The sequence below is a fragment of the Halegenticoccus tardaugens genome, from assembly GCF_004116405.1.
Taxonomy (GTDB): domain Archaea; phylum Halobacteriota; class Halobacteria; order Halobacteriales; family Haloferacaceae; genus Halegenticoccus; species Halegenticoccus tardaugens.
On the sequence record NZ_SDIC01000002.1, the window covers coordinates 228,096 to 253,228 of the forward strand.

Annotated in this window: 19 protein-coding genes and 2 pseudogenes; 8 read left to right on the forward strand and 13 right to left on the reverse strand. The window is 59.0% G+C overall.

Translation table 11 applies throughout. From position 1 onward, the window contains the following. Positions 1-420 precede the first annotated feature (420 nt). Positions 421-2,034 carry an alkaline phosphatase D family protein gene (locus C3L37_RS05380; protein WP_129113607.1) on the reverse strand — a complete coding sequence of 538 codons (1,614 nt, stop codon included), beginning with the start codon at positions 2,032-2,034 and terminating at the stop codon, positions 421-423. Between the two features lie 187 nt (positions 2,035-2,221). Here C3L37_RS05380 and C3L37_RS25655 point away from each other — a divergent pair. From C3L37_RS25655 to C3L37_RS05400, 4 genes and pseudogenes are all read left to right on the forward strand, one after another. Further along, positions 2,222-2,584, forward strand: a pseudogene (locus C3L37_RS25655) (zinc ribbon domain-containing protein); the annotation flags it as partial. Between the two features lie 334 nt (positions 2,585-2,918). Next, entirely contained in the window at positions 2,919-3,338 is a 420-nt protein-coding gene (locus C3L37_RS05390; protein WP_129113985.1) for a hypothetical protein, read from the forward strand. A gap of 174 nt (positions 3,339-3,512) precedes the next feature. Further along, the gene (locus C3L37_RS05395) at positions 3,513-5,621 is read left to right on the forward strand and encodes an alkaline phosphatase PhoX (protein ID WP_394345777.1); all 2,109 of its coding nucleotides are present in this window, start codon (positions 3,513-3,515) and stop codon (positions 5,619-5,621) included. 194 nt (positions 5,622-5,815) lie between these two features. Further along, complete coding sequence (locus C3L37_RS05400) at positions 5,816-6,205, forward strand: hypothetical protein (protein ID WP_129113609.1); 390 nt, start codon at positions 5,816-5,818, stop codon at positions 6,203-6,205. 679 nt (positions 6,206-6,884) lie between these two features. On the opposite strand, the gene C3L37_RS05405 is transcribed toward C3L37_RS05400, so the two are convergent. The 5 genes and pseudogenes from C3L37_RS05405 to C3L37_RS05425 form a co-directional block, all read right to left on the reverse strand. Continuing rightward, positions 6,885-7,187 (reverse strand): transcriptional regulator, encoded by a 303-nt coding sequence (locus tag C3L37_RS05405; protein ID WP_129113610.1) that lies wholly within the window; start codon positions 7,185-7,187, stop codon positions 6,885-6,887. A gap of 395 nt (positions 7,188-7,582) precedes the next feature. Continuing rightward, complete coding sequence (locus C3L37_RS05410) at positions 7,583-8,077, reverse strand: Lrp/AsnC family transcriptional regulator (protein ID WP_129113611.1); 495 nt, start codon at positions 8,075-8,077, stop codon at positions 7,583-7,585. A gap of 274 nt (positions 8,078-8,351) precedes the next feature. Further along, a pseudogene (locus C3L37_RS05415) lies at positions 8,352-8,864 on the reverse strand (zinc ribbon domain-containing protein); the annotation flags it as partial. A 122-nt stretch (positions 8,865-8,986) separates the two neighbouring features. After that, positions 8,987-9,775, reverse strand: coding sequence for an endonuclease/exonuclease/phosphatase family protein (locus C3L37_RS05420; RefSeq protein ID WP_164974677.1), 789 nt, complete (start codon positions 9,773-9,775; stop codon positions 8,987-8,989). Between the two features lie 109 nt (positions 9,776-9,884). Beyond that, positions 9,885-10,169: a hypothetical protein gene (locus C3L37_RS05425; protein ID WP_129113613.1), complete on the reverse strand. Its 285-nt coding sequence runs from the start codon at positions 10,167-10,169 to the stop codon at positions 9,885-9,887. Positions 10,170-11,165: 996 nt separating this feature from the next. On the opposite strand from C3L37_RS05425, the gene C3L37_RS24170 reads away from it, so the two are divergent. Continuing rightward, complete coding sequence (locus C3L37_RS24170) at positions 11,166-12,008, forward strand: creatininase family protein (protein ID WP_164974678.1); 843 nt, start codon at positions 11,166-11,168, stop codon at positions 12,006-12,008. A 160-nt stretch (positions 12,009-12,168) separates the two neighbouring features. Here C3L37_RS24170 and C3L37_RS05435 read toward each other — a convergent pair whose 3' ends face one another. Together C3L37_RS05435 and C3L37_RS05440 are read right to left on the reverse strand one after the other, a co-directional pair. Further along, on the reverse strand, positions 12,169-13,416 hold the full coding sequence (locus C3L37_RS05435) for a threonine synthase (protein WP_129113615.1): 1,248 nt from the start codon (positions 13,414-13,416) through the stop codon (positions 12,169-12,171). Positions 13,417-13,533: 117 nt separating this feature from the next. Beyond that, complete coding sequence (locus tag C3L37_RS05440; RefSeq protein WP_164974679.1) at positions 13,534-14,223, reverse strand: hypothetical protein; 690 nt, start codon at positions 14,221-14,223, stop codon at positions 13,534-13,536. A gap of 130 nt (positions 14,224-14,353) precedes the next feature. Between C3L37_RS05440 and C3L37_RS05445 the strand changes: the two genes are divergently transcribed. After that, positions 14,354-15,373 carry a dipeptidase gene (locus C3L37_RS05445; RefSeq protein WP_164974680.1) on the forward strand — a complete coding sequence of 340 codons (1,020 nt, stop codon included), beginning with the start codon at positions 14,354-14,356 and terminating at the stop codon, positions 15,371-15,373. Positions 15,374-16,134: 761 nt separating this feature from the next. Here C3L37_RS05445 and C3L37_RS05450 read toward each other — a convergent pair. Genes C3L37_RS05450 through C3L37_RS05460 form a run of 3 tightly spaced genes read right to left on the reverse strand, consistent with a single transcriptional unit; the run spans position 16,135 to position 20,976 of the window. Further along, positions 16,135-18,165 (reverse strand): hydantoinase/oxoprolinase family protein, encoded by a 2,031-nt coding sequence (locus tag C3L37_RS05450; protein WP_129113618.1) that lies wholly within the window; start codon positions 18,163-18,165, stop codon positions 16,135-16,137. Then, complete coding sequence (locus C3L37_RS05455; protein WP_129113619.1) at positions 18,162-19,913, reverse strand: hydantoinase B/oxoprolinase family protein; 1,752 nt, start codon at positions 19,911-19,913, stop codon at positions 18,162-18,164. The genes C3L37_RS05450 and C3L37_RS05455 overlap by 4 nt, the downstream gene beginning before the upstream one ends. 43 nt (positions 19,914-19,956) lie before the next feature. After that, positions 19,957-20,976: an LLM class flavin-dependent oxidoreductase gene (locus C3L37_RS05460; protein WP_129113620.1), complete on the reverse strand. Its 1,020-nt coding sequence runs from the start codon at positions 20,974-20,976 to the stop codon at positions 19,957-19,959. Positions 20,977-21,105: 129 nt separating this feature from the next. On the opposite strand from C3L37_RS05460, the gene C3L37_RS05465 reads away from it, so the two are divergent. Next, on the forward strand, positions 21,106-22,590 hold the full coding sequence (locus C3L37_RS05465; protein WP_129113621.1) for an amidase: 1,485 nt from the start codon (positions 21,106-21,108) through the stop codon (positions 22,588-22,590). 105 nt (positions 22,591-22,695) lie between these two features. Here C3L37_RS05465 and C3L37_RS05470 read toward each other — a convergent pair whose 3' ends face one another. Together C3L37_RS05470 and C3L37_RS05475 are read right to left on the reverse strand one after the other, a co-directional pair. After that, complete coding sequence (locus tag C3L37_RS05470; protein ID WP_129113622.1) at positions 22,696-23,067, reverse strand: M20/M25/M40 family metallo-hydrolase; 372 nt, start codon at positions 23,065-23,067, stop codon at positions 22,696-22,698. A gap of 547 nt (positions 23,068-23,614) precedes the next feature. After that, positions 23,615-24,418, reverse strand: a complete 804-nt coding sequence (locus C3L37_RS05475; protein WP_129113623.1) for a DUF2848 family protein — start codon at positions 24,416-24,418, stop codon at positions 23,615-23,617. Positions 24,419-24,420: 2 nt separating this feature from the next. Here C3L37_RS05475 and C3L37_RS05480 point away from each other — a divergent pair, with 2 nt between their 5' ends. Continuing rightward, entirely contained in the window at positions 24,421-25,131 is a 711-nt protein-coding gene (locus C3L37_RS05480; RefSeq protein ID WP_129113624.1) for a maleate cis-trans isomerase family protein, read from the forward strand. The last annotated feature ends 2 nt before the right edge of the window (positions 25,132-25,133 follow it).

Below are 25,133 nucleotides of genomic sequence, written 5' to 3' on the forward strand. Positions count from 1 at the left end.
TCTTCATAGGGGCGATGTATTTCGAAGCCCAGATGTCGCCGTCTTCGCGCCACTGCTAGGAGGAGTACTGGCGATCGTCGATTCGTTTGATCATCACGTACACGTTTGAGGGGACTGCGTCGTGATAGTCTCCCACGACTACAGTCGTGGGCTTCCTCAGTCCACGACAGGACTGTCACCACAACAGGCGGCAACGCGGTCCCAGTCTCTAGAGGCGTTCGGGTCGGGTCGGTTCTACTCATCCCTCCCGTCCCATGCGAATGGCTGGCATAAAACGTAACAATGTCGGATTCATCCCACGACGACAGTCGTGGGCTTTCTCCTCGAATCTCTGTATATCTCCTCCACTTCCACCTATAGAGGCAAACTCACCTCCCCTCATGTTCAGGATAGCCGAAGTTCGGTTCGGTTTCTAGCCGATCAATTTTCGATCTGTTTTGCTCCCGGTTCGCCTTCCTCTACAACGAAAGTGGCAAGCGTGGTGACGTCTGCGTTTGGATCGTCACGGGTTTCGTATTTCGATTTGTTGCCATTGGCGACCACCCTAAAGTCTGTTTGCCACTTCTCTGGCGTAACAGTAAAGCGGAGATATCCATTGTGATCTCCATCGAAGAACTGCACATGGGGATTCTCTGAGAGAGCTTGTTCTACATCATCCGCCCACGATTCCCCAGAACTGATTGACGTTGTGAGGAACTCAGTTGCGAGCGTTTCTGAGTCGGTATCGTCAAAGTCTGCTTTCAGGTTATTCGCCCAGTTAGTATGCCAGTCACCAGATATGACAACGGGATTCATGCCAGAATTTTGCTCGAATACGTCGAAGAGCCTGTTGCGAGCGGCGACGTAGCCGTCCCACTGGTCGACGTTGACGACTTTTCCCTCATCGGGATCGTAGTCGTATTCGGACATCATTGTCTGTTGTGCAAGCACGTTCCAGGTTGCCGGTGATTCCTCCAACCCATCCTCCAACCACTGTTCCTGTTGAGAGCCTAGCATCGTCTGAGAGGCGTCGAACCGTTCCTCACAGTTCGCCGACAACCAATCACCACAGGGTTGGTCGGAGCGATACTGGCGAGTGTCGAGGACGTGGATCTCGGCCAGGTCGCCGAACGAGAGTCGACGATACATATCGATATCAGGACCATCGGGTTTTGAGGAGTCTCTCAGAGGCATGTGTTCGTAATACCCCTGGAAGCCGTTGGCTCGTTTCTCGAGGAACACCTGCGGATCCTGATCCGCCTCCCCGTCCTTTTGCGATTGTTCATCTGCCCAGTTGTTCTCGATCTCGTGATCGTCGAATGTGACGATGAATGGGAATGCTGCATGGGCAGCCTGCAGGTCTGGCGACGTTTTATACAACGCGTGCAGAAGACGGTAATCGGTAAGTGTTTTCGTGTCACCTTTTTCGTAGATATAATCGCCGACGTGCACGACGAAATCGAGATCTTCCTCCACCATGTTCCGGTAGGAAGCGTAGCGACCTCCAACCCACGCCTGACACGAGGCGAGTCCAAACTGTAGCTCGTCTATCTGAGAGTCAGCTAGCGGTGCCGTTTTGGTCCGACCGACGCGACTGACCGCATCTCGTGCCAGAAACCGATAATAATACTTTTTGTCGGGCTGTAAGCCGTCGACGGTCACATGCACTGAGTGGGCTTGTTTCGGCGTGGCGGAGACAGTCTCCCGGTCTACAATTTTATCGAACGTCTCGCTCTCGGCAACTTCCCAGATTACGCGAACCTTTTGGTCTGGCATTCCACCTCGCCCATCTTCGGCCAACGGCTTTGGAGCGAGTCGGGTCCAGAGTACCACCGAATGTGGGTGCGGATCACCGGAAGCGACACCAAGGGTGAAGGGATAGTCGCTGAACGAGCTAGAGCTATCCTTCTCGGAAGCGGCTATTCCGCTCGAACCGACGGTAGCCATCACGGCGACACCCCCGACTTTCCGGAGGACGTCACGCCGCCGTTCGAGGAGTACTCCCGTGTCCGTCGTTTCGTGAGTTTGTTGATCAGTAGTGTCAGTGTTGCTCATCTCGTTTACACCATCTGATCATTCTCTAATTTTGAGTATCAAATTTTATAATACTTCTCAATAATAGAAATTGCTGATAGGGAGTGTTCATTCTCTCATAGAACTACTGTAGCAAACGGAATACCTCCGTAGTTCCCTATAGCACGATTGTGAACCGACGCCTGTGGCGCGAGAGTATCGCGTCCTATACTCGGGAAACTTGTACGGCACGCACGTCGTCCGCGTCGAAGCGGCGGGAACGACCAAGGAGTGCTCGCGGTGTGGAGTGGAAACGTCAAAGCCGGTTTGGATTCGGGAACACTCCTGTCCGGCGTGCGGTCACACGGAGGACAGAGACCTGAACGCGGCGAAGAACATCGGTTATCGGTATCTCCGTCGGAGGCAAAACGCAGCCGACGGAGGCGCACCCGTAGACGTGCGCTTAAATCGCGGGACGCTGAACGTGAGTGGGGAGTACGTCCCCCCTGCTACCACGGACGGTGGCATAGAACGGGAGTCCACGCGAAAGCCCTCCCCTCAACGAGCGAGGTCGTCAGACCGAGCGAAGTAGGGGAGGGTAGTTTACAGAGAAAATCCTGCCGTTAGGGCGGGGAGGATGTCAACCCATTCACCACTTCGACGTCAAAGACGGTCATACGAGCCGGAGCAGTCGGAGATGAAGGACCAATCTGCGTGGACCTGTTCGGTGCTCTTGTACGTTCGTCCCGGACTGTATATGGCCCCCCGTACTCTCCTTTCCGACGTGTTGATTGCCTTCAGCTATATATATGACATAGCATGACTTATAGCCTGAATTTCCCAACAACAGCATAGAAGTGCCGCCGACCGTCCTCGAAATGACGGTCCCTACCGACAGGCGTCGACACCCAACAACGAGTCCTGCCATGTCTCGATCCAACACACCGACTTCCGATGAACCGACTGTCTACTGCCAGTACGTTCTCGACGTGCGAATCGTCGAGTTAGAGACCTCGACTGGCGACGTGAGGTACCGGTTCGAAGACGGCGACTACGAGGGTCGGACGTTCGAGGACCCGGCGACGGCAACGCTGTACGCCGACATCTATTTTTGTACCAACGGCTTCGAAGAGGAGGGAATCGGAGAGCGAGGCGTCCCCCCGGAGATCATCGCAGCGGGACGGGCCGTTCTCGCCGCGTATTTCCTGACGCAGCCGAGCATAAATCACCAGTGGGTTGCCTCCTTCTTCGGGATGAAACCTCACCGGATTAGAGAATACGCCGACTGGGTCCGCGAACGCGCCGAGCAGATTCGGACCCGTGCAGAAGTGCGGGGCATCGAGTAGCGTCGTAGTCGCGTTCCCTGTCGAAGGGGTGGCGTCGATTCGACAAGCAGTCGGATATATAGAATACTGATTTCACATGAGATTTGGTGCTTCAATTAGATAGCTGAGGTCTCTATACTATTCATGATAGGTATTATAAACGTCCTTTAGTTGAGACTGTGGGGGGACAATTGCATGGTAGATCTCACCAGGCGTAACCTAATGGAGAAATCCGTCGCTGCGGCGGTCGGTGCGAGCGTCGCTGGGAGCAGCGTCGCAGGAGCGAGCGCGAGCGAAATCGACGAGTCGAACACGGACGGCGCGCCAAGCGTCATTGGTGGCGAATTAAAGCGGTTCGCGAACACAGCCTTCGGCGCGGAGGTGACGGGCCCGTACGTCTTCGACGATGGCGTCCTGTTGTTCAGCAACCAGCACCCGGCAGAGGACAACCTCAGGGGATTTAAGAACCCTGGTGTAGGCTACTTCAGCGGCTTCAACTTCAACCTCGACGGCAACGGTGACAACGACGACTTCGACGAACTCACCATCCCCACGACCGAGAAGGACCGACGACAGATTCGCTCGAGTGAAGGAGAGTATACGTACCTCATCAAGGGTCGTGACCGGATAAACAACGGCAAGGAACTCCTCGGCGTGACGCAGACGCCAGACGATACAAACGTCACGCTCGAGAATTTCGAGGGCACCCAGTATGGCGCGGCGGCGACGAACCCCGACTGCAACCAGTTCGTCCCGACGAACGAACAAGGCACCGAGGGGTACCTTTACACGAACTGGGAGAACAGTCCCGGCAACGTCACGCGTGTCCCTCTTGAGAAAAACGGCGACGAGTGGGAAGCCGACCTCAAGAATGCCGTCAACCTCGCGAACACTGAGGAACTGCGCGCACTCGGCGGGACGCGCATCAACTGTTACGGCGACAAGACGCCGTGGGGGACGATGGTCTCCTCGGAGGAAAACTACGCACACCCGCGGGTCACCTTCACCAACACGGTGGGCGATATCGTCGAGAACGGTGGGGAGGGTCTCACCGGCGCGTGCCAGTTCTGGAACCGGCCGAACCCGATGGAAGTCAGCTCCTCTGAGTGGTCTGACGAGTACAACGGCGGTGTCTACACGCAGGGCGCCTTCGCGCTGGCTGGCGTCGAGTTCCTCGCGTACTACCTCGGAGCGCAACAGGTTAACCAGGGAGACGACGAGAACACGCAGCGGCCTATCGACGACATCTACCCGAACCCGTACCGTTACGGCTACCATCTCGAGTTCCGCGAACGCGACGGCGACGTGCCTGAACCCATCAAACACTACGTGATGGGCCGCGCCTCGTGGGAAGCCCCGGACTTCCAGAACGACCACAAGACGGTCTACGGCTGCTCGGACGGCGACAGCAAGGGCATCTACAAGTTCGTCGCCGACGAGGAAATCGACCACTACGACGACCCGATAGACGTCGCGGGGACCCTCTACGCGCCCAAGATCACGAATACCGAAGAGACGACGGCCGATCCCCGATCCTCACCTGCGACCACCAACCTCGAAGTCGAGTGGATTCCGCTCGGTCACGCCTCCAACGGCGAACTCGAAGCGGCCATCGCCGAGTACGACGACGTCACGCAGGCCGACTACCTGCAGGCCCACGCGGAGAGTCAGGGCTGGCGAAACAGCGCCAACAGTGATAATCCGGATGACGGAAAGGACAAGCAGAACGCCCAGGAGAAACTCCAGCAGGCCATCGAGGAGGCCGACCGCGAGGTCATTAAGAACGGCAACCAGAACTATATCACGAATGAAGAGATCGTCGAGTGGGCTAGTCAGTGGGAGGAACGCGGCCACGATGGCGTCGACGACGGCCTGAAGCATATCCCGTTCCTGGAGACTCGCGCCGCAGCGAAGGAGATCGGCGCGTCGATCGAGTTCAACAAGGCTGAGGGCGTCGACAGCGCTCCCGACGCCGACGACGAGGGCGGTTCCTACATCTACTTCGGCATCTCCGAGTTCAACGACGACCTCGCCGACGAGACCGGCGATATCCAGATGGACCGCGTCGACGGCGGCGTCGTCTACCGCGCCGAAATCGAGTCGGGGTACGACGTTTCGACGCTCGAGCCCGTCATCGTCGGTCCGGACTTCACCGACGGCGCTACTGATGCCGACGATGCCCTTCGGAACGTCGACAACGTCTACGTGATGCAAGACGGCCGCGTCCTCTGTTGTGAGGACGGCTTCGGCGAGTCCCAGCGGTCCTACCCCAACGACTGCCTGTACGTCTACGCGCCCGAGTGAATTTCTGTAACGACCTGCACCGAGGGTTTGGAGCTTCCCTGAATCGACCGCCGTTGCCGATCAGAGACGGAAGGTCTCTGTGGCACTCTCATTCCATACAACGGTGGTAGAGACAGCGATAGCCTCGTTTCCTTCCACTGGCTCTCGACGTTTCGCGGCCACAGAGTTATCCAACTTCGACTCCTCCATCCTACATGGCAGACACGAAACAAAGCCGAGACAAGAAAGCTCACGATAAAGAGAATCGGCAGCGAGAGCGGGAACTGGAGGAGGCACGTGATCGTCTCAATGAAACTGAGCCGCCACGTGACCACCAGGAAGAACCAGACGAAACCCAATCCAAAGAGACAAATTCCCCGGACCCTCCTCGTACGTGTCACCGTCGGGGCTGTGAAGAGCCAGCAACCTTTGTCGTCCTTGAACGGTATCAAGAGGAAACAGGACACGGTGCCGTCGAGGCGGAGGCGCTTCTCTGTCAGGAGCATACCGTCGAGGAACATCCTGTAAATCTTGAGAGTTCCTATGCGGACTATGTATTCCGCATTAAGCCACTTCCAGAAACAGAGAGCACCTTCGACACCTGAACCGGTTTTAACGGGTCACTGATAGAGATGCAAGCGCATACCTCTGTCTTCAGCGGAGGGCGAGCAGCACTCGTCCTCGTTCTCCACTGGAATTTCTTTGTTGTGGTCCACGTAGCACGGGATACGATGGATTCGGTGAGATGCCGTCTCCGAATCACAAGGGATGGCGAACCGTCGGTGGTTCGCACGGCGATGACATGGAATCCGATGGGGCCTCAGTGGCCGGGCCACAGCCCACCGAGGGAGACAAACCTGAGAAATCGAATGTTGTGTATTGAATGCGCATTGGGTGCCTCTGATTGCCCACGCGATCATCGATTGTCGCTGGTGCGTGCCCCCAACCGAGCACTCACCGCTAACGGAGTCGATAATACCCTACACTTCTCCAACTCATATCTCGACATTCTCTAGATACTTTACTCCTGGTGTTAAAAGTACCGTTCTTATCTGGGCCCTGTCTCATTTTTAATTGAGAATGTAGTTACTCGTTCAACTCATCCCACCAGGATCGGTCCCCACTGCATCGTCTCCAATCCGAGTTGCAACGCACTCTCCCCATTTGAAGGCGTTTTGAACCCAACAGCCGGTTTCAGTATGATCTCAGACGGAACCTTCATCCTTACAGAAAGACCGAAGCAAGCGAGTAGAACGAGACAGTTCACATCCCTTCGGTCGGGCGTTATTCGTCTGACGGCTCATCTCTGGACTGTGATGAACCATCCCAGAGCGGCTGAATCTCCTCGAACGTTGGTCCTGCAGAAACTGTATCGGTCTCATGATCCCAGTCGACAACACCCCTCTCCACCAACGTCGGAAGCGTGGATCGGATCAGTTCCTCTTCGACGACCGCCTCCTCAATCGAGACAAGCCCATCATCCGGACGCTGCACAGCGGCCTCACTTTCTGCGCTGTGACCTCGGAGTGCGACCACGACTCGATGCTGGGATACCGCGCGGAACGCGTTGACTAGTTTGTTGGACATTTTAGATCACGACTCTATAAGGTATGGTTCGATGATTTCGCGGTCGTTCTCGGATCGAGTCACCTCCCATGGTTCACTCCCCCTACCACCATCTCCATGGTCAGTGGTCGCCCCTCCGTGTCGAGTCGAGCCTGTAAGAATCGGTGGTGGATGAGCCAGCACACCGAAGGTGGTACCCAATATCTTATCACTGAATTTAATATCTGAACAATTACGAGTAGTCATCACCTCATAGTCGAGTGCCCAGACTGAAAGCGTTGTCTATGACTATTCTGTCACATTGTGATTATCGGCATGTACCGCAGCTCACTGTGGAATTCCACGACGGGAGTTGTGGGAATCCCAAATAGACTGGTAGAATCTGCTACACCCACAATCAGATAGATATCCAATAATTACTCATCTGATTGTTCAGTCTCTGAGGTGTGATCTGCACTCAAGTAAAAGTGGTTAAATGGCTGGACGCGGCGTTGGCGCATGATTTCTGAGCTTTCGATTTCGAGGCCCAGCGCGTGGATCGCGTCGGTGATGCGAGTGATATCCTCAGTCGACGTCCCGATAACCTCGACGTAGAGGTTCCGGTGGCCGGTCAACATCTCGCGGACGTCGATGACGCCTTGCACGCCGAGTACGTCCTCAACCATCGAAGTTCGTTCAATGGGATCTGCTGTGCAGACGAAGAGAATCTGAAGCGGGAGAGTGGCCTTTTCGTAGTCGATTTTGGGATAATAGCCCTCAATAACGCCCTCGTTTTCGAGGTGCTCGATGCGATTGCGGACAGTGCTGGCCGAGACGCCGACCTTGTCGGCGATCTCCTGGGCTGTTTTCTTTCGCGCATCTACCTGGAGTTCGTGGAGGACCCCACGATCCACGTCGTCGAGTTCGACCATGCGTCTCAGAGGGGGGACAGCGCCAAAACGTCTTGGGGGCGAACCTGTCTCGGTGATCACACGCCGTTTCGCATCACCACGCCCGAATTCCAGCAACACGGTATTTGTAGCCCCGAGAGGGAACGATAGCAAACATCCCGTTGCGGATATATTGCGCTCGCTCGTCGGCAGAGGGGATCGGGAGCGTATCGGGAACAGTGGCCTGACCACAGACGACGTTAATACACAATCGAGAAGTATCTCATACATAGTGTGAACTCTTCATCTTGCATCGGTGGTCGTCCCACTTGAGGCGCACGGGACGTGCCACCGCCCTTACATCCTCGTTCAGTTGTCGATTCAGGAACGTTGCCGACGCGGTGAGGTCTGCGTGGCCCTCAAAGCCACACGGGCAGGTGAGCGTATCGCCGTGACGTATCGTTTCGTCGCGTTCGCCACAGCAGGGACACTCTTGGGAGGTCCATTCTTCCGACCGGGCTTCGACTTCGATGCCGTATTCCGCGGCGGTGTATGCTAGTCGGTTCAGGAACGCGCAGAACGTCCAGAAGTTGTGCGTCTTTGCGTTCGTTTCGACCGACCAATGTGTTTTGAGGACGCCCGTGAGGTCGCCGACGAACACCGTGGAAACGCCTTCAGCGTGAAGGCGCTCCACCAAGTCGCGAGCGAGCGCGTCCATCGCATGGTTTCGCCGGGCTGTTCGCTTTCGATACAGCCGCCGTATCCTATTGCTCGAATACCGTCCTTCGTCGGCTCTGACGAGCGACTGGAACTCGGCGATGCGTTCCGCGAGGTACTGTCGGCGGAAGCCGTGCTAGGGGGTTGAGGAAGGGCCCTTTAGTGCTACGAGCAGGTGAGGGCAGCAGCGCCACATGGTGAAGGAGACAAAGCCGAGAGTACAGTGCTACCAAGTCATTCGTTCGGTGTAGGAAGCGTTACATCGGCACAGACAGGAAGGTGATCAGATGGGTACCAGCCGTTTTCATAGGTGTCGCTTAAGATTCCATGAATGCGAACGCCAATATCGTCTGACACGAGAATATGATCGAGTTGTTTATCGGGAACAAGCGCATGGAAGTCGGTCATGGTTGTTGAAGGTCCATGGTGGCCGTGTTTTGATGCTTGAGAGGCGTCGGCAAGAGCGAACTCTGTAGTTTCCGAACGCTGGGTAAGTCGCTTGTAGGGCGGTGATGACACTCGACAATTAAAGTCGCCAGTAAGGATCACTGGCTTGTTTGACGCTCTCTTTGCGATACGCCTCTTCATTAGCTTCGCGCTTTCGAGGAGCGCAGTGTCGCCAACATGATCGAAATGCGTGTTGAAGTGTGCAAACGTCACCTCTGTCGTTTGCTCACACAAGATCGCATAGTAAACGAGTCGAGGAAGGGCTGCGTCCCATGCTGGGCCGCTGGGCTTATCTGGCGTCTCGGATAGCCAAAAGACCCCTTCGCTTTGGAGGGTAAATCGAGACTTTTTGTATCCTAATGCTACAAATTCTCCAGGCTCAAGCGTTTCTCCGGGACTTCGCCATTCATACTGAGAAAGTTGTTCGCGAATGTCCTGGAGCTGTGCTGGCCATGCTTCTTGGAGTCCAATAAGATCTGGGTTGTGAAAGCGAATCGCGCTTACGACAGCGTCTCGTCGGTTCTGCCAGATATTTGTTCCGTCATCTGGGTTATTATATCGGATGTTGTACGACATCACACGCATGGTAGGGAGCATGGTTGCGTATTTAAGCCACTGGGCGGGTGAGCAAGAGGGTACCGAGTATTGAGAAGTGCCGGGTCATCTGCGATAGTAATTTTCCACATTACGAGTACAGTTGTCCCGCAATTTTCGCCTCGTGTTCATCGACAAGCTCGGTTACCTCGTCAAGATCAGCGGGGGAGATGTTTGGATTTCTGGCGCAGCAGCTCCGGAGAAGCATGAGTCGACTTGCAACAAATCCCCTCACCCACATCAATCCCAGATCGGTGAGTTCTCTCTGGCTCTCAAGGACCTCTTCACTCGTAAACCCCTCCCGGAGGAGATAAGCAATACTGACGGAACAGGTTTCAAGGGTCTCGGTTAAAAACTCGCGTTCGTACGCTTTCATCAGCTCTATTTTAGTGCTCGGTCTCAATCCCCTTAACGGCCAAGAGCGTCAAACGATACAATATTCGAGGCTATAACACTGAGACAGATATCTTGATTCTACCCCACATGCGGTCTCGGCCAACACCGCCATGATGAGTGCGTCTGGTATCACAATTGAGTCAGTAAGTTACCCACGGCAGCTCTGGTGAATCACTAGATGGCGTCGGATTTGTTCGTTAATCCGAAGGAGTTGAAACGGAAGACTATCGAGTGTCCATGTCGAAAATCTCCCGCTTCACGAGCAAAGCGGTCACGTTGGCTAAAAATGCTGGTGGTGGCCGAGACGAAGTCGCCGAGAACGATTGACTACATTCAAAAATTCCGATAAGTAGAGGGAAGGAACGTTGGCTTTCGGCGGGCCCGAATGCAACCGATTGATGGGAATTGACATCCTCCCCACCCTGAAGGGCGAGGATTCCCACGAGCGACGGCCCGCTGAGTTGGGATGTTTACGGTTCGCACACCGACGAGGTGCTGGCCATGCCAAGTGGCCGTTACTCCTATCCTCGACACGTCCGTTCCCGTCGTTTCCTCGGGGCTTCGGGCGTGCGTCGGCGGATTCGGAGGTACTTGGGTCTGTAGCGTCGGTACCCGACGTGAGGTATCCCGACGGGGTACCGTCGAGCCTCGGTCGGGAGGTCCGAATGTGTCCGATTGTCCCGGTATGGGCGCGGGCATGCCGCGTCGGATAGGTATAGAACCGCACGGAGAGCACCTAAACCCTTTCCACGCACTGAAAGTAGACAATGACGGCGATTCATCCCCGCCCTCAAGGACGGGGCTTTCTCGCCTGTTTCCACGTAACGTCCGGAGATCGAACGTGATCGCGCCGTCACGGTTCTCGATGTGGTTCTCTACCTCCTCGATGTACCAAGTTGCACAACTCGTGCGTCCACAGACAGTCTCGTGGCCCGTCCATACCATTATGGTTACTTCCCTACGTACCCCGAATTGTATGTCCCGAACCGACCGTTCAGTCTGGCTGCAGGAGCTTACGTGGCAGGACGTCGAATCGTACCTCGAATCAGAAGATGATCCAACCGCGATCGTCCCCATCGGATCGACGGAACAGCACGGACCGCACCTTCCGCTAGGTGTCGACAGCTACCAGGCACTCGGCGTAGCCGAAGGAATTGCCGAGGGGGCGGGAGCACTCACGACACCACCGCTCTGGTTCGGCGACGCCGGCCACCACATGGCCTTTCCTGGGACGATCTCGCTCTCTCCGCGGACGGTCATCTCGATGCTCGAGGACGTTTACGAGAGTCTCCTCTTCCACGGATTCGAAAACATCCTCACGGTCAACGGTCATCGGCTTGCGAACCTCCCGGCGATAGATATCGCCTCCAAGACCGTCCGGAAGGACTACCCGGACGCTATCCTGGCGTCGTTCGACCTCGTTCGGGCGAACGTCCGCATCCACAGGGAGCTTCGTGAGGGTGGCGACGAGGATGGCATGCACGGCGGTGAGTTCGAGACGTCGTTCATGCTCCACCGACACGGGGAACTCGTCAAGGAAGAGGAGTTCACACCCATGGTCCACACTGGCGACTGGACGCGATTCAGCTCCAACGATTACGTCTCGATGGACGATGCCGTACCGACCGCGAGTTCACGTCACGATTGGGGCGAGGACGCGCTGGGCCACCACGGCGACCCGACGAAAGCGAGCAAGGAGAAAGGCGAGCGCCTCTATGAGGCGTTCGTGGAGAACGGCGTGGAGTTCATAGAGGATGTCCGCGCCCGTCGGGAAGCCGAACGGACGGAAGGCGATGTCGAACAAGGGTTGACGTACTGACCCCCAACGGCTCGCTTTACGATGTAGACACCTTCCCTACCCACTGTTCAGGTTCTCGCGGCATGGACAAGCGCTCCCTCGCCCAGTTAACCTGGAGTGAACGAACGCTTGTCGACCAGAAACCGTCCTCTAGTTCCGAATGTAGCGGTGTTGATGGTACTCAGCGGACGGGTTCGTCAAGTGAGAACGGGACGGCCGCCTCGAGTGCGTCGAGCGTCGGCTCGATGACTGACGTCTCACCAGTCGCGTCGGACGTGTGTCCGGGCCACTTCACCCCCGCACCGGTGACGACGCAGACGGCCGTCTCCCCAAGGTTGAGTGTCCCGTCGGCGACGGCACTCCGGAGCCCCGCAACCGGAAGTGCGCTCGCCGGCTCAGGGTAAATCCCTTCCCGCCCGAGGTCGCGAATCGCTCGCTCGACGTCTCTCTGTTCGACTGCGAAGGCGGTGCCGTCCGATTCACGGACCGCCCGCACGGCGTGGGGTCCGACGGACGTCGTCCCCGTCGAGAGGGTCAGCGGCAAAGGCCCATCGATCGGTCGAGGTTCTTCACCGGACTCGACTGACCGAACAAGTGTAGGACGCTCTGTGGACTGGACGCCGACCAGTCGCGGGACCGAATCGGTCACGCCGAGTTCGATGAGTTCGGTGAACCCCTTCCACATCCCGTAGATGCCGTCACCGTCACCGACGCCAGTGAACACTGCAGCCGGCATTTCCTCGAGTTGCTCGTAGATTTCGAACGCGATGGTCTTGTAGCCCTCGACGCCGTAGGGCTGACCGATGTAAGAGCGGTCGGAGGTGTTGATCGTGGGGTACCAGCCTCGTTCGACGAGTTCGGCAAGCAGCGGTCGGCGTTCGTCGAAGTCGGTGACGATTGCCTGTCCGCCGTAGGCACGTATCTGTGCCCGACAAGCTGCTTCCGTCTCGTGAGGAAGCAGAACGATGACGTCGTCGACACCGGCACGGCTGGCGTACGCTGCGGTGCTCGCTCCGTGGTTGCCGGTGCTCGCCGTCGCGATTCGTGGTTCGTCCTCGCGAGCGACGACGTTCGAAACCAGTAGTGCGTTCAACCTGTCCTTGTACGACCAGGTTGGGTTTGTCGTCTCGTTTTTCAGATGCACGTCGACACCTAGCTCGGTGGAGAGCCCCGTGGCTGGGACGAGTGCTGTCCACCCTTCCCCAATGGTGACCGGTTCGTCCCCGAGCAGGGGGAGGAGTGCCTCGTAGCGCCACATGCTAGTCGGGGCGTCCGGAGATGGGGGGAGCGCGTCGGCCGCGGCAGTCGTGTCGTATTCGACCTGTAACCAACCGGCTTCGCCCTGTTCGTGACAGGCGGGACAGCCGGTCCGGTAGTTCCCTGGGGGAAACGACCCACCACAGACCTGACAGACGAGTTCATGCTCCATACCCGAAGGAATCGAACTCGTAAGATAAGTGTTATCGCATGCCGAACGATTGTCCGTGGACGACCCGTTTCGACGCCCTCACGGCTGCTTCGACGGTACTAGTGAATCCGCCGGTTGTCATCCCGAGGACGCCTCCTCGAGGTCGTCGACCATCGGTTCGAACCGACGGCAAAACGCCGAGACTTCCTCGGCGAGATTGTCGATGTCGACCGAATCGATGGACACCGATGGGAGGTTGAACTGGTGCTCCGCGGCGGCGTCGCTGGATCGATATTCGGCGCCGCCGCCGTATGCGATGTCAACGACGGCTGCCGGCCGGGTCGGCGAGAGTCGCTCGTGAATGTGGAGGCCGACGGTTACCCGACCGTCGTTGGTGAGGACTCCGACGTGTGCATCCCACATCGAGTGGGGGTCGAATCCGAACGTGATCCAATCGAAAATAACATCAAGGTGACGTATATCGCGGGCCTCGGGAACGTCGGCGTCTGCGTATTGCTCGCCGAAGTAAGCTGAGACGCGAGAGAGATCCGTCGACAGTTCGGCGATCACACTGTCGGCAAGTTCTTGGTGAAACTCTACTGCGTCCCTATTCGGAGACATAGGGGTAGATCCCGACCGAAACGTGTTAGTGGTTGCCCCTGTCTCAGCGGTATTGGTTGGGCGAGACTCGGTAGCTCTGAGCCGAGGAAGTCCTCGAAAGCCCCCGAACTCTCGGGGAAGATGGCCGATGCAAGCACCGCAGCCCGGGTCCGAGACGTGCAGTGAGGCCCTCGATCCGAGAGTCCGACCCCTTTCGGTCCCATCCATAGCAGTTCTCAAGCCTGTAATCGCTCAACTAAACGCGACCGTCCGAGCTGGCCACGCACCCGGGGATAGATCTCGAACACTGCTGGTTGTGCCGATGCGTTTAACACGCTGTCGCGGAAGCAGACAACGCATGACGACCCACACCCTTCACAAGGAGGTTGGCGTCTTCGACGCTCACGCGGACCTCCTCTACACGGTCGTTCGCGAACATGAACTGGGTAACGAACGGGTGATCGAAGACCGGTTTCTCCCCGGAATGCGAGCCGGTGGGATCGACATGCGTGTCGCGCCAATCTACCTGGACGCTGGACAGGCGCGCGAGTCCGCCACACGTCTCGGATTACGCATGGCAGAGTCCTTCCACAGAGAGATAGAACAGACGGCCGAACTGGAGAGCGCCAGGACTGCAAAGGAGGTGGAATCCGGTGCCGAGTCGGACGAAGTCACACTCATCCTGGGAATGGAAGGAGCCGAGCCCCTCAAGGGCGATCTCGCTGTGCTCGACACGTTCTATCGTCTCGGCCTGCGAGTACTCGGACTCACCCATAGCCGACGGAACATGGCGGCTGACGGTGCTTTCTTCGAACCGATACGAACAGGCGAGCCCGGGGGACTCTCAGCGTTCGGCGTCGACGCGGTCGAACGATGCGCAGAACAGGGAATCGTCGTCGACGTGTCTCACCTCAACGAACCGGGGTTTTGGGACGTGATCGAGTTCGCCGAGGGACCGATCATCGCGTCCCACTCCAACTGTCGTGAACTCCGAGATCACCCACGGAACCTTCGGGACGAACAACTTCATGCCATCGCCGAGAGCGGCGGCGTCGTAGGGATAAATGCGCTGCAGGCCTTCCTCCACGGTGACGATCCCGGTGTCGAGACCGTCGTCGATCAGCTCGAACACGCCGTCGACGTAGCAGGAGTCGATCACGTCGGGGTCGGGTTCGACTTCTACGAGTACAACCTCGAGTACATGTCGCCCGCGGAGCGAGCGTACATGATCAACGTCTCTGCTGCAGACGGGCTAGGTGAGGATGGAGACGTCGGAAATCTCACACCGGCCCTCCTGAAACGGGGGTTCGACCCCGACGATGTCCGGAAGCTCCTCAAGTGGAATCTGGTGCGTGTCTTCCAGCAGGTGCTCGATTGACGTGTATTTCGAGCGCAAGCTTCGCCCTTTAGGGCGGGGTCAAGCGGTAGACTCGGCCGACCGACCGCAACGCTTAGACTGGCCGGCGTCGTTTGTGAACGCAACTCACTGGGCGAAAATATGGCCGGTTGGATTGGGTTCCGGCCGCCGGAAGGCGAACCAAAACAGCAGCCCTTGCCCGGTTGGGACCTGCCGACGTGGCTTCGAGGCAGGTACGGCCGATGGCCCGGCCCGTGCGCCACAAGCGGGGGAGTCCGAACGGACTGGCGTCGCCACGCGCCCATCGCCCCGACGTGGAGCGCACGAACCCGCAAGTTACCGCCGGGGATTCGGACGGCCCGACGTGGTTCGGAAGACCGAAGGTCTTCCGTCATCACGAAACGGCGATGCCGTTTCGAACGACCCCACGGGGAATCCTCGCCGTTTACGGCGGGGAGGAGGTCAAGCCGACTGCGCTCTCGCGGTCCTTGAAACTCCCCGTGAGATTCTGCCCCTCGTTTTCTGCCCCTCGTTTTCTGAGAGCCGACAGTCAGCGTAGTCTCGAACTGTTCCGTACGGGCGAGGGGTGTGTCGCCGGAACTGCTCCCCAGGCTAGCGATCAGTTCGATCGGGAGAATGGAAGTGTACCGCCAGACCTCACGGGCCTCACGGACGTCCGACCAGTCGAAGTCGTTCGTATCAACCTGAACCACGCCGGCTCACCACACGCACATCGCTTCGAAGAGAAGACCGCTCAAAGACTCGTCTAGAGGAACCTCGTGCTACAGAGAGATGACGACTGAGCCGTTCTCAGAGAATTCGGCAGTCGTCTTGGGCGGGATGATCGACGTAGAGCCGTTCTCCTCCAGAATCGCCGGTCCAGTAACCGTTCTACCCGGTCCGAGCGCATTTCGGTCGTAGATCTCGGTCGAGAGGTAGCCCGACTCGGTAAAGTAGACGTCGCGTTCACCGCGGTACGCGTCCTGATCGCTGCGTGTGAGCATATCTTGCACACGAGCCGTGGGAACGGTACCGTCCACGCGGAGCGTGACGGCCTCGACGGGTTCGTCACGCATGCTGTGACCGTAGAGCCGGGCATGCCGCTCGTGGAACGACTCGGTGATCTCGTCGAGGGTCTCCCCGTCGACATCTCCCTCGGGAACGGGGACCGTGAGTTCGTATGCCTGACCCTGGTAGCGGACGTCGATCGACCGGTTGATCTGAATCTCGTCGGAGCCGAATCCTTGCTCGCCAAGCCGGTCGATGAGGGTCGCCCCGAGTTCGTCGACCTGTGTCTGGATTTCGTCGGCGTCAAGCCCCTTGCTCCGGTAGGCGTGGGATTCATCGACTCGGACGTCAGCGATGAGCAGTCCTCGGGCGGAGAAGACGCCAGGGTTGCGCGGAATGATGACGGTCTCCATGTCCATCTCCGCGGCCGCAGCGGGCGCTTGGAGTGGGCCGGCACCACCGAAGGCGACGAGCGCGAAGTCTGCCGGGTCGTTCCCTCGCTCGACGGTCACACGGCGAATCTCTCGGGCCAGGCTGGCATTGGCAACTCCGACGACGCTGAGAGCTGCCTCTTCGACGGTCTGGCCGAGCGGATCCGCGATCTTCTCCTCGAAGATCTCGTGCGTTCGTCCGACAACCAGTTCTATTTCGCCTTCCAAGAAGCTCTCGGGGTCGAGGCAGCCCAAGAGCAGATTGGCGTCGGTGAGCGTCGGCTGCTCACCACCGCCGCCGTAACAGATCGGTCCGGGGTCGGCGCCCGCGCTCTTCGGACCGACGCGGAGTGCACCCCCCTCGTCGATCCAGGCGATCGAGCCGCCACCGGCGCCGACGGTGTTGATGTCGATCATCGGCGTCTTGACCGGCAGATCGTTTATCTCACCCTCGGTCGATCGAACGAGTTCACCGTCGCGCACCAGACTCACGTCAGCGCTCGTCCCACCCATGTCCATGCCGATGGCATCCTCGTATCCCTCCTGCTGGCTCACGTTCTTGGTCGCGACCGCACCGGCTGCGGGTCCCGAGAGCACCGTCCTGATGGCTCGATCGGTCGCCTGTGACGTGCTGAAGATGCCCCCACCAGAATGCATCACGTTGAGTGGCACGTCGATACCACGCTCGTCGATGCCGTCGTCCAGTCGAGCGAAGTAGTCTTGAACTGTGGACTTGATGGCTTCGTTGAGCACAGTGGTGATGGTGCGCTCGTACTCGCGGATCTCTGGATGCACTGCCGAGGAGAGTGCGTAATCCATCTCGGGTGCCCGTTCTTCGATTAGCTCTCCGATACGCTGTTCCTGGGAAGGGTTGAGATAGGAAAAGAGCATGGAGACCACGACAGAGTCGATATCTTCCTCGAGAAGTCCATCGATCACAACCTCTACGGCGGCCTCGTCGAGTTCATCCACGACGTTCCCCTGCGAGTCGATCCGTCCGGGGACCTCCTTGCGGAGATAGCGTGGGACGAGGGACGGTGGTTTGTCCGTCTGAAGATTGTAGAGTTCCGGCCGTGTCTGGTCACCGATTTCGAGAACGTCTCGCAGCCCCTCGTTCGTGATGAGCCCTAGGTCGGGTATCTCGTTTTCGAGCACCGAGTTGGTTCCGACAGTCGTCCCGTGGCTGAGAAACGAGATGTTGCAGCCAGCGATATTTTCACGCTCTAATATCTTGTCGATGCCGTTGAGTACTCCACGATCGAACTCAGGTGGCGTCGAGGGCGTCTTCGTGGTGCGTACCTCGCCGGTTTCCTCGTCGTAGATGACGACGTCGGTGAACGTCCCACCGGTGTCAACGCCGATACGGTAGCTCATTCGTCCTCACCCCCGTCAGTCGTCCTCGCTTCGGCCAGTTCGGCACGTTTCCGCTCGGTCGCCGCGTCGTCGACCGTCCGAGTCTCCAGATCGACGACGACGCCGTACTCCTCGCGAGCGGCTCCGACCGAAACCTTCTCGTTTAGCACGTCCTCGAGGACCTTCTCGGGGGGGCGGTCGGTCGGGTTCCCGTAGCCGCCGCCGCCAGGTGTCTGCACGCTCGCAACGTCGTTCGGGTCGAGTTTCGTTGTCGATTTCGAACTCACGGTCATCGGGTCGTCGCTATCTGGATTGATCAGGTACTTTGCCGCGTGGCCACTGTGTCCGCCGAAGAGTCCCCATGGCTTGGACTTGGCGCGTTCGGTGAGGAGCGAGAAGGAGGCGGAGTGGTCGTAGAACTCCATGTCTCGGCGGACCCCGAGCCCACCGCGCGTGCGACCCGCACCCGCCGAATCCCCGATCAGTTCGTACCTGCGGACGTAGAGGGGGACCTCGGATTCCAGTTCCTCGATCGGGCTGTTCGCCGTGTTCTGGAAGTGCGTCTGGACGGCCTCCATCCCGTCTTTCGTCGCTCGGGCGCCGTAGCCCCCCGCCACGGTTTCGTAGTAAACGTACTTCTCGTCGCTGCGCGGGTCGCGCCCGCCGTAGGCGATGTTACAGACGATTCCTTTCGTCGCTGCGATCGTCTCCTCGGGCATGGCCCCCGCCATCGCCTTCGTCACGAGTTCGCCGGCACGCATTGCGATCTCCCAGCCGCCCGCGACGGGTGCGTCGTCGACAGGGTTGACCATCGTCCCTTCGGGCGTGATCGTCTCGAACGGCCGGTAGAACCCGTCGTTCTTCGGCAGGTCCTCGCCCAGCAGGGACATGATGACCGCCATCGATCCTGCAAATGCCATCGCGGGCGTGCAGTTGAGCGGTCCTGTGTTCTGCTCTGCGGTTCCGGTGAAGTCGATCGTCATCTCATCGCCGTCGACCTCCAGCGTGAGACGCAGGAGGACGGGTTCGTCGACGACGCCGTCACCGTCCATGTAGTCCTCGGCCTGGTAGGTACCATCCGGGAGAGCCGAGACCGCGGCCCGAACCCGCCGCTCCGTGTAGTCGAGCAACGCGTCGAGATGTTCGTCGACGGCACTGGCGCCGTACTCGTCGAGTAGGTCGCCGAGGCGCTCTTCACCGATCTTGTTGGCGCCGAGCTGGGCCCGATAGTCCCCCAGGCGCATGTCCGACCCACGGACGTTTCGGGTGACGAGGTCGAGGATTTCGTCGTCGAACTCCCAGTTCCGGATGGCCTTAACGCCGGGCAGGATGAGCCCCTCGGCGAACAGTTCGGTGCTGTCGTTGGGGATGCCTCCGGGTGTGGAGCCACCGATGTCGACGTGGTGGGCCGAGTTCGCCGCGTAGCCCGCGATCTCCCCGTCGTGATATAGCGGGGAGATAATCATAACGTCTGGCAGGTGTACGGCCCCCTTATACGGGTCATTGATGAGGATCCCGTCTCCGGGATCGAGATCTCCAGCCCGCTCGCGCATGTTCCGGGGGACGACGGACACCATCGATCCAACGTGTTGCGGAGCGACGTCGTGTTGGGCAATATGACGGAGGTTCGAATCGAAAATAGCGCAAGTGTGGTCACGGCGAATCTTGATGTTCGTCGAGTAAGCGGTGCGCTGGAGCGTCACGCCCATCTCCTCGACAATACTCTTCAGCGAGTGGCGAAATATCTCCAGCGCTCCTGCGGTTGGCATTGAGTATGCGCTCTTCGCCAGCCAAAATAAATCTGTGGCCGGATCAGACGTTCGGTGCGACCTCGGTACAGAGGAGTTCGAGCTGGTCCATCATGTCTCCATGGGACATCCCCTCGAAGTAGATACGGGTGACAACGTGGTTGACGTCGAGCACGTCCTCGTAGGACCGAAGCTCCTCGATCCAGTCGTCGGGGTCACCCACGATGAAGCGATCCTCGACGAGGTCCTGCGGGTCGTAGTCCTCGTGGATGACGTCGTGACCCAGGTCTCCACGCTCTGACTCCTCGTGTCCACGGCCTTTGTATTGCTTTTCGTACCCGGAGACGAGATGCTCGTGGGCCAACTCGACCGCCTCTTCGGTCGTTTCGGCGATGATTCCATCCCTGAACAGTGGTTGGTCGACCTCGTCGGAAGGGACACCCTGGCCTTCGAGCATCTCGTCGAACGTGTCACGGCGAGCGGCGAGTCCCTCCCGGTCGGGCTGGGTCCCTGGAAACCAGCAGTCGACCAGCCCTTTCGACCGAAGACGGGCGGTTCGGTCGAGAACGACGTCGTGGTAGCCCCCGACCCAGATCCGGGGCCGCGGGGACGATGCCGGCCGAGGGGTACACCGGAACTCCTCGACACTCCGGAACTCGCCATCGAAGGTCACACGCTCCTCACTCCACAATCGGGAGACGAGTGTGAGGTACTCTTCGTACATGGTGCCGCGACGGTCCCGGTCGACTTCGTACAGGTCGAACTCGCGAGGCCGATAACCCACTGCTGCGCCCAGGATGAACCGGCCGTCGGAGAGGCCGTCGAGTATCGCACCGCGCTCCGCCAACCGTACGGGGTCGTAAAGCGGGAGCAGGAGGATCGCTGTCCCCAAGTCAATCTCGCTCGTGACGGGCGCGATACCCGAGAGCACCGTGAGTGGGTCTGACCAGTACTGGTCGACCTCTGCTTCGTGATGTTCCTGCAGGAAGACCGAATCGAGGCCGTTCTGCTCGGCGTACTGGACCTCCTCGATCAGTTCGTCGTAGTGGTGGTCACCCTGAATCGGTGAGAATCCGAGCCTCATAGCTATCCTACCGGTGACTGCTCATAAAAACGTACTGCGCTCGAAGGACGGCTGACCGCCTCGGAGCCCTTTATGGGGTCATCACCGAACCGGAGAAAGATTGATTATTCGACCGGCAGGTGACAAGCCATGACCCGAATGCGTTCTGTCGACGAAGCGGATGTCGAGGCGTACGCCGACGTCATCGATCTCGAGTTCGCTGCCGGTGAGGTAACAGCCGCCGCCGCCCGAGTGAACACCCTTGCAGACATCTACGAGCAACTCGAGAGCGTCCCCGTCGAATCGATCGAACCCCGGGATACTCGCAGCGACGTCTTCGAAACGCAGCCGTACCGGCCCGGTAACGACGAAGATCCGCATAATGCCTGGCTTTCGAAGTTCGGTCTGGAACGCCCCGAATCTGGTGATACGGTCGCGGATCTCACGGTCGCCATCAAGGACAACACGTGCGTCCGAGGCGTGGAGCTCACGTGCGGGTCGCGGGCGTTCGAGGGGTATATCCCGGGCGAACATGCGGAAGTGGTCGATCGCCTCCTCGACGCTGGTGCGCGAATCGCCGGCAAGACTAACATGGACGAGCTTGCGTTCGGTCCAACTTCCGAGACGAGTGCGTTCGGCCCAACCGAGAACCCGGTCAACACCGACCACGTTGCGGGCGGCTCCTCCTCCGGCAGCGCGAGTGCTGTCGCTGCGGGTGACGTCGACCTCGCACTCGGCACCGACACGGGTGGTAGCGTCCGGATTCCGTCGAGTTACTGCGGAATCGTCGGTATCAAGCCGACGTTCGGCCGTGTACCGCTGCAAGGCATCGCCGAACTCGCGTTCTCGATGGACCACGTCGGGTCGCTCGCGCGCGACGTTGAAACGGCTGCACGGGGGCTCGAGGTCATGTCCGATCCTGCGCCAGATGGTTCAGAACTAGACTACACGACCGATCTGGGAATCGAAGCTGGGGATCTGACGGTTGGTGTCTGTGAGGCCTTCTTCGCGACGCACGTCTCCGATGCGGTCGAGCGGAGCGTTCGGGCGGCTATCGACGACCTTGAGGCGCTCGGAGCGAGCATTCGTGAGGTTGAGATACCGGCGTTAGCGCACTCTCGTCCCGCGTGGTGGGGGATCGCACCTGTGGAGTTCGCCGCCGCCTATGCGACGAACAACGTGGATCTGTGGCGCCGCGGTCGACCAGAGCCGACGTTCTCGGCCGCGTCCGCCCGCGTTCGGCAGGCGTCGAGTCGGGGACTCGGGACGAATATCAAAGAGATGCTCGCACTCGGCACGCATCTACTCGAGACTCATGACGGGTACCATTACGTCCGGGCGCGACGGCTCCGGGCACTGCTTCGCGACCAGTTCGAGGCCGTCTTCGAGGATGTTGACGTCCTGGCGGCGCCCTCGACACCGACCACCGCGCTGAAACTCGACGGGTTCGAACGTGGCGTGACCCCGCCGGTCAACTGGGATACCCACCCTACCAATCTGACCGGTCATCCGAGCATCTCTGTTCCATGTGGGGAGACCGAAGCGGGGCTTCCGGTTGGATTCCAGTTGATGGGCGCTTGGCACGGCGAGCGGACCGTCATCGACGCAGCCTACACCTTCGAACAGGAGTGTTGAGGGGGCATCAGTGCCCGGAGTATCTCGGCACTCACCGTTCGTTGGTGCCAGTTCGGAGGCGTCGGTTAGGTACGCGATGACAGTACCCGAACGGGACGTGAGAGGTCAGTTCGCGAGGTTGAGTACCGTGTTCGCGAAGACGCGAGTCCCACCGAGGACGTCTGTCCACTCAGTATACTCCGCCTCCGAATGGGTCTTGCCGTCTTCACTTGGAACGAACACCATCCCGGTCGCCGTGTGTTCGTTCAGGTAGCTCGCATCGTGGCCGGCACCGTTGACGATACGCTGGTGGGACGTGCCGGTCGATTTAGCGGTCGTCTCGATCACGTCCCGGACGTCCGGTGAGAACTCTGTATGCGTGATCGACCAGAGTTCCTCGAGGTCGTAGGCGGTCCCCTCGCGCTCGCAAGCGGTGGCGATCTCGAACTCGACCGCCTCGACTGCCCTGTCGACTACCTCGTCGATCGTTAGCGTCATAGGACGTCATCGCGGTGTGGTACAATATAACGACGGGTCAACACGCTCTTCCATCCCGTAGATCTTGATGACGGGACGTGGAATCGGGTGTCACCTCGCTGTTCGAATAGCTGGGTGATGTGACCTACCCCACACCCTACCGCACACCCTTGCGGGTTCGCGCTTGCGGGTGGGGCTTCCTGCTTCGGCGTCGGCACGTGCATCCGACCGTGGACACAGCGGTTCCAGACTCCACAGGCATTCATTCGAAGTGAACCACTCCTATCTGAACGCTTCCCTACGGAACGTTCATCCGAGCCGCACCGCGCAGTGCGTGGGGAGCCTCGGGGTCTCCGCTTCTCCCACTTCACGCACGGGCGGTGCTACGGGAAGAGAGTATCAAGCTACCGATGGTGCAAACAGACGATGGCGGCGCTGTCTCCCCTCCCTACTCGCTTGTGCTTCCGACGCGTGTCGGAAGCCCTGCGCTCGTTGAGGAAGGGGACTTAGCGCCTCAATTCAGTTAATCTGAACAAACAGGGATCTAATCGAGACGCCAATCGTCGCGTCAAATCGGTTCGACATCGTAACCGACTGCGATCGATCGTTCGCGAACGGGGTCGTTGAGTTCGACCTCAAATCGGTCGCCTGGAGTTAGCTTTCCCTCGACTGTCGGCACCGTTCCGGAGAGGATGGCGGTGCCGTTGAGATCTCCGGGATAGCGTTCGTGGATCTCTTCGATGACCTCTTCCGGTGGGAGAATGGAGGCGAGCGTCGTGTCCTGGTATCGGCGACAGTCCCCGTCGACTGTGTTCCACGCTCGAATCTCGATCTCGTCCCAGTGTTCCCGGACATCTGAAAGCCGCCATGCCTGCTTAGAAACGACGTTTGGGGCGATCTGCTTGGCGAGCTGGATGCCGTGTTTTTCGAGTGCGCGGTCGGTCTGGTCGCTCGCCGCGGCGACGTACGTTTCCCGTCCCGTGACGAAGAGCGCGTACTCCGCCTCTCCGGACGTATCCTCACCGACAGTCTGGACCTGTCCCGGATTTGAGAGCAGGGTGTAGGGGGCAACCTGATACGCCGTCGGCACGCTCTCGGGTTCTTCGCTGATGACGTCGTCTTCGAGCATCTCGCCGATGTGTCCTCGAACCGATTCCTGATCACGACCACTGTACCCCGCGTTGATGACGCGGTCGAGTTCGATCGATACACGCTCCCCATCGACGGTGAGTGTTACCATCTCGAGTGATGGTCGGACGTATCCTACATAGGTTTTCGCCCGCAGTGATCGATGTCTGCTGTCCTCGGTCTCTGCAAGTTGAAACCCCATCCACGGGGGAGAAATGTTAACAGGGCGTGCGACCAGATACACGTATGAATGGTTGGCGCGGCCGCCTCGGCCTCATCGTCCCGTCGTCTAACACCACGAACGAACCCGAGTTTTACCGAACCCTACCGGATGGTGTCTCGTTGCATACTTCGAGGATGCGGCTCGAAGACGCTGACGCAGGCAACCTGACGGAGATGGCCGACGAGGTCGAACGGTGTGTGGAACTTCTCTCCACTGCAGACGTCGACGCCATCGCCTACGGCTGCACTACCGGGTCGCTCGTGAAAGGACCAGGGTACGACGAGGAGATAGAGTCACGAATCCGCGAAGCGGCAGGGGTTCCCGGTGTGGCGACCGCCGCCGCCATCAAGCGGGCGTTCGACGCGCTTGGTCTCGAGTCATTGGCGATTACAACGCCGTATATCGAGGATCTCAACAGACGTGAAGACGAGTTTCTCGACGCCGCTGGCTACGATGTACACGACATAACCGGACTCGGCATCAAGCCGAACCTTACGATCGGCGAGCAGCAACCAGAGACGGCGTACCGCGAGGTGCAAACGCTCGCACACGCGGACGCTGACGGCGTCTTTATCAGCTGTACGAACTACCGGACCTTCGAGGTCATCGAACCGTTAGAGCGCGACCTCGACAAACCGGTCGTGACGAGCAACCAGGCGACGCTGTGGAACGCCCTCGAAATGCTCGGCGTCGATCCGCCGAAGAACGCTCCCGGACGGCTGTTCGACACGTGAAC

Bases quoted from the DNA above. Each gene is read 5' to 3' on its own strand.
- C3L37_RS05380 (WP_129113607.1), bottom strand. From the start codon at position 2,034: ATGAGCAACACTGACACTACTGATCAACAAACTCACGAAACGACGGAC.
- C3L37_RS05390 (WP_129113985.1), top strand. From the start codon at position 2,919: ATGTCTCGATCCAACACACCGACTTCCGATGAACCGACTGTCTACTGC.
- C3L37_RS05395 (WP_394345777.1), top strand. From the start codon at position 3,513: ATGGTAGATCTCACCAGGCGTAACCTAATGGAGAAATCCGTCGCTGCG.
- C3L37_RS05400 (WP_129113609.1), top strand. From the start codon at position 5,816: ATGGCAGACACGAAACAAAGCCGAGACAAGAAAGCTCACGATAAAGAG.
- C3L37_RS05405 (WP_129113610.1), bottom strand. From the start codon at position 7,187: ATGTCCAACAAACTAGTCAACGCGTTCCGCGCGGTATCCCAGCATCGA.
- C3L37_RS05410 (WP_129113611.1), bottom strand. From the start codon at position 8,077: ATGGTCGAACTCGACGACGTGGATCGTGGGGTCCTCCACGAACTCCAG.
- C3L37_RS05420 (WP_164974677.1), bottom strand. From the start codon at position 9,775: ATGTCGTACAACATCCGATATAATAACCCAGATGACGGAACAAATATC.
- C3L37_RS05425 (WP_129113613.1), bottom strand. From the start codon at position 10,169: ATGAAAGCGTACGAACGCGAGTTTTTAACCGAGACCCTTGAAACCTGT.
- C3L37_RS24170 (WP_164974678.1), top strand. From the start codon at position 11,166: ATGTCCCGAACCGACCGTTCAGTCTGGCTGCAGGAGCTTACGTGGCAG.
- C3L37_RS05435 (WP_129113615.1), bottom strand. From the start codon at position 13,416: ATGGAGCATGAACTCGTCTGTCAGGTCTGTGGTGGGTCGTTTCCCCCA.
- C3L37_RS05440 (WP_164974679.1), bottom strand. From the start codon at position 14,223: ATGGATGGGACCGAAAGGGGTCGGACTCTCGGATCGAGGGCCTCACTG.
- C3L37_RS05445 (WP_164974680.1), top strand. From the start codon at position 14,354: ATGACGACCCACACCCTTCACAAGGAGGTTGGCGTCTTCGACGCTCAC.
- C3L37_RS05450 (WP_129113618.1), bottom strand. From the start codon at position 18,165: ATGAGCTACCGTATCGGCGTTGACACCGGTGGGACGTTCACCGACGTC.
- C3L37_RS05455 (WP_129113619.1), bottom strand. From the start codon at position 19,913: ATGCCAACCGCAGGAGCGCTGGAGATATTTCGCCACTCGCTGAAGAGT.
- C3L37_RS05460 (WP_129113620.1), bottom strand. From the start codon at position 20,976: ATGAGGCTCGGATTCTCACCGATTCAGGGTGACCACCACTACGACGAA.
- C3L37_RS05465 (WP_129113621.1), top strand. From the start codon at position 21,106: ATGACCCGAATGCGTTCTGTCGACGAAGCGGATGTCGAGGCGTACGCC.
- C3L37_RS05470 (WP_129113622.1), bottom strand. From the start codon at position 23,067: ATGACGCTAACGATCGACGAGGTAGTCGACAGGGCAGTCGAGGCGGTC.
- C3L37_RS05480 (WP_129113624.1), top strand. From the start codon at position 24,421: ATGAATGGTTGGCGCGGCCGCCTCGGCCTCATCGTCCCGTCGTCTAAC.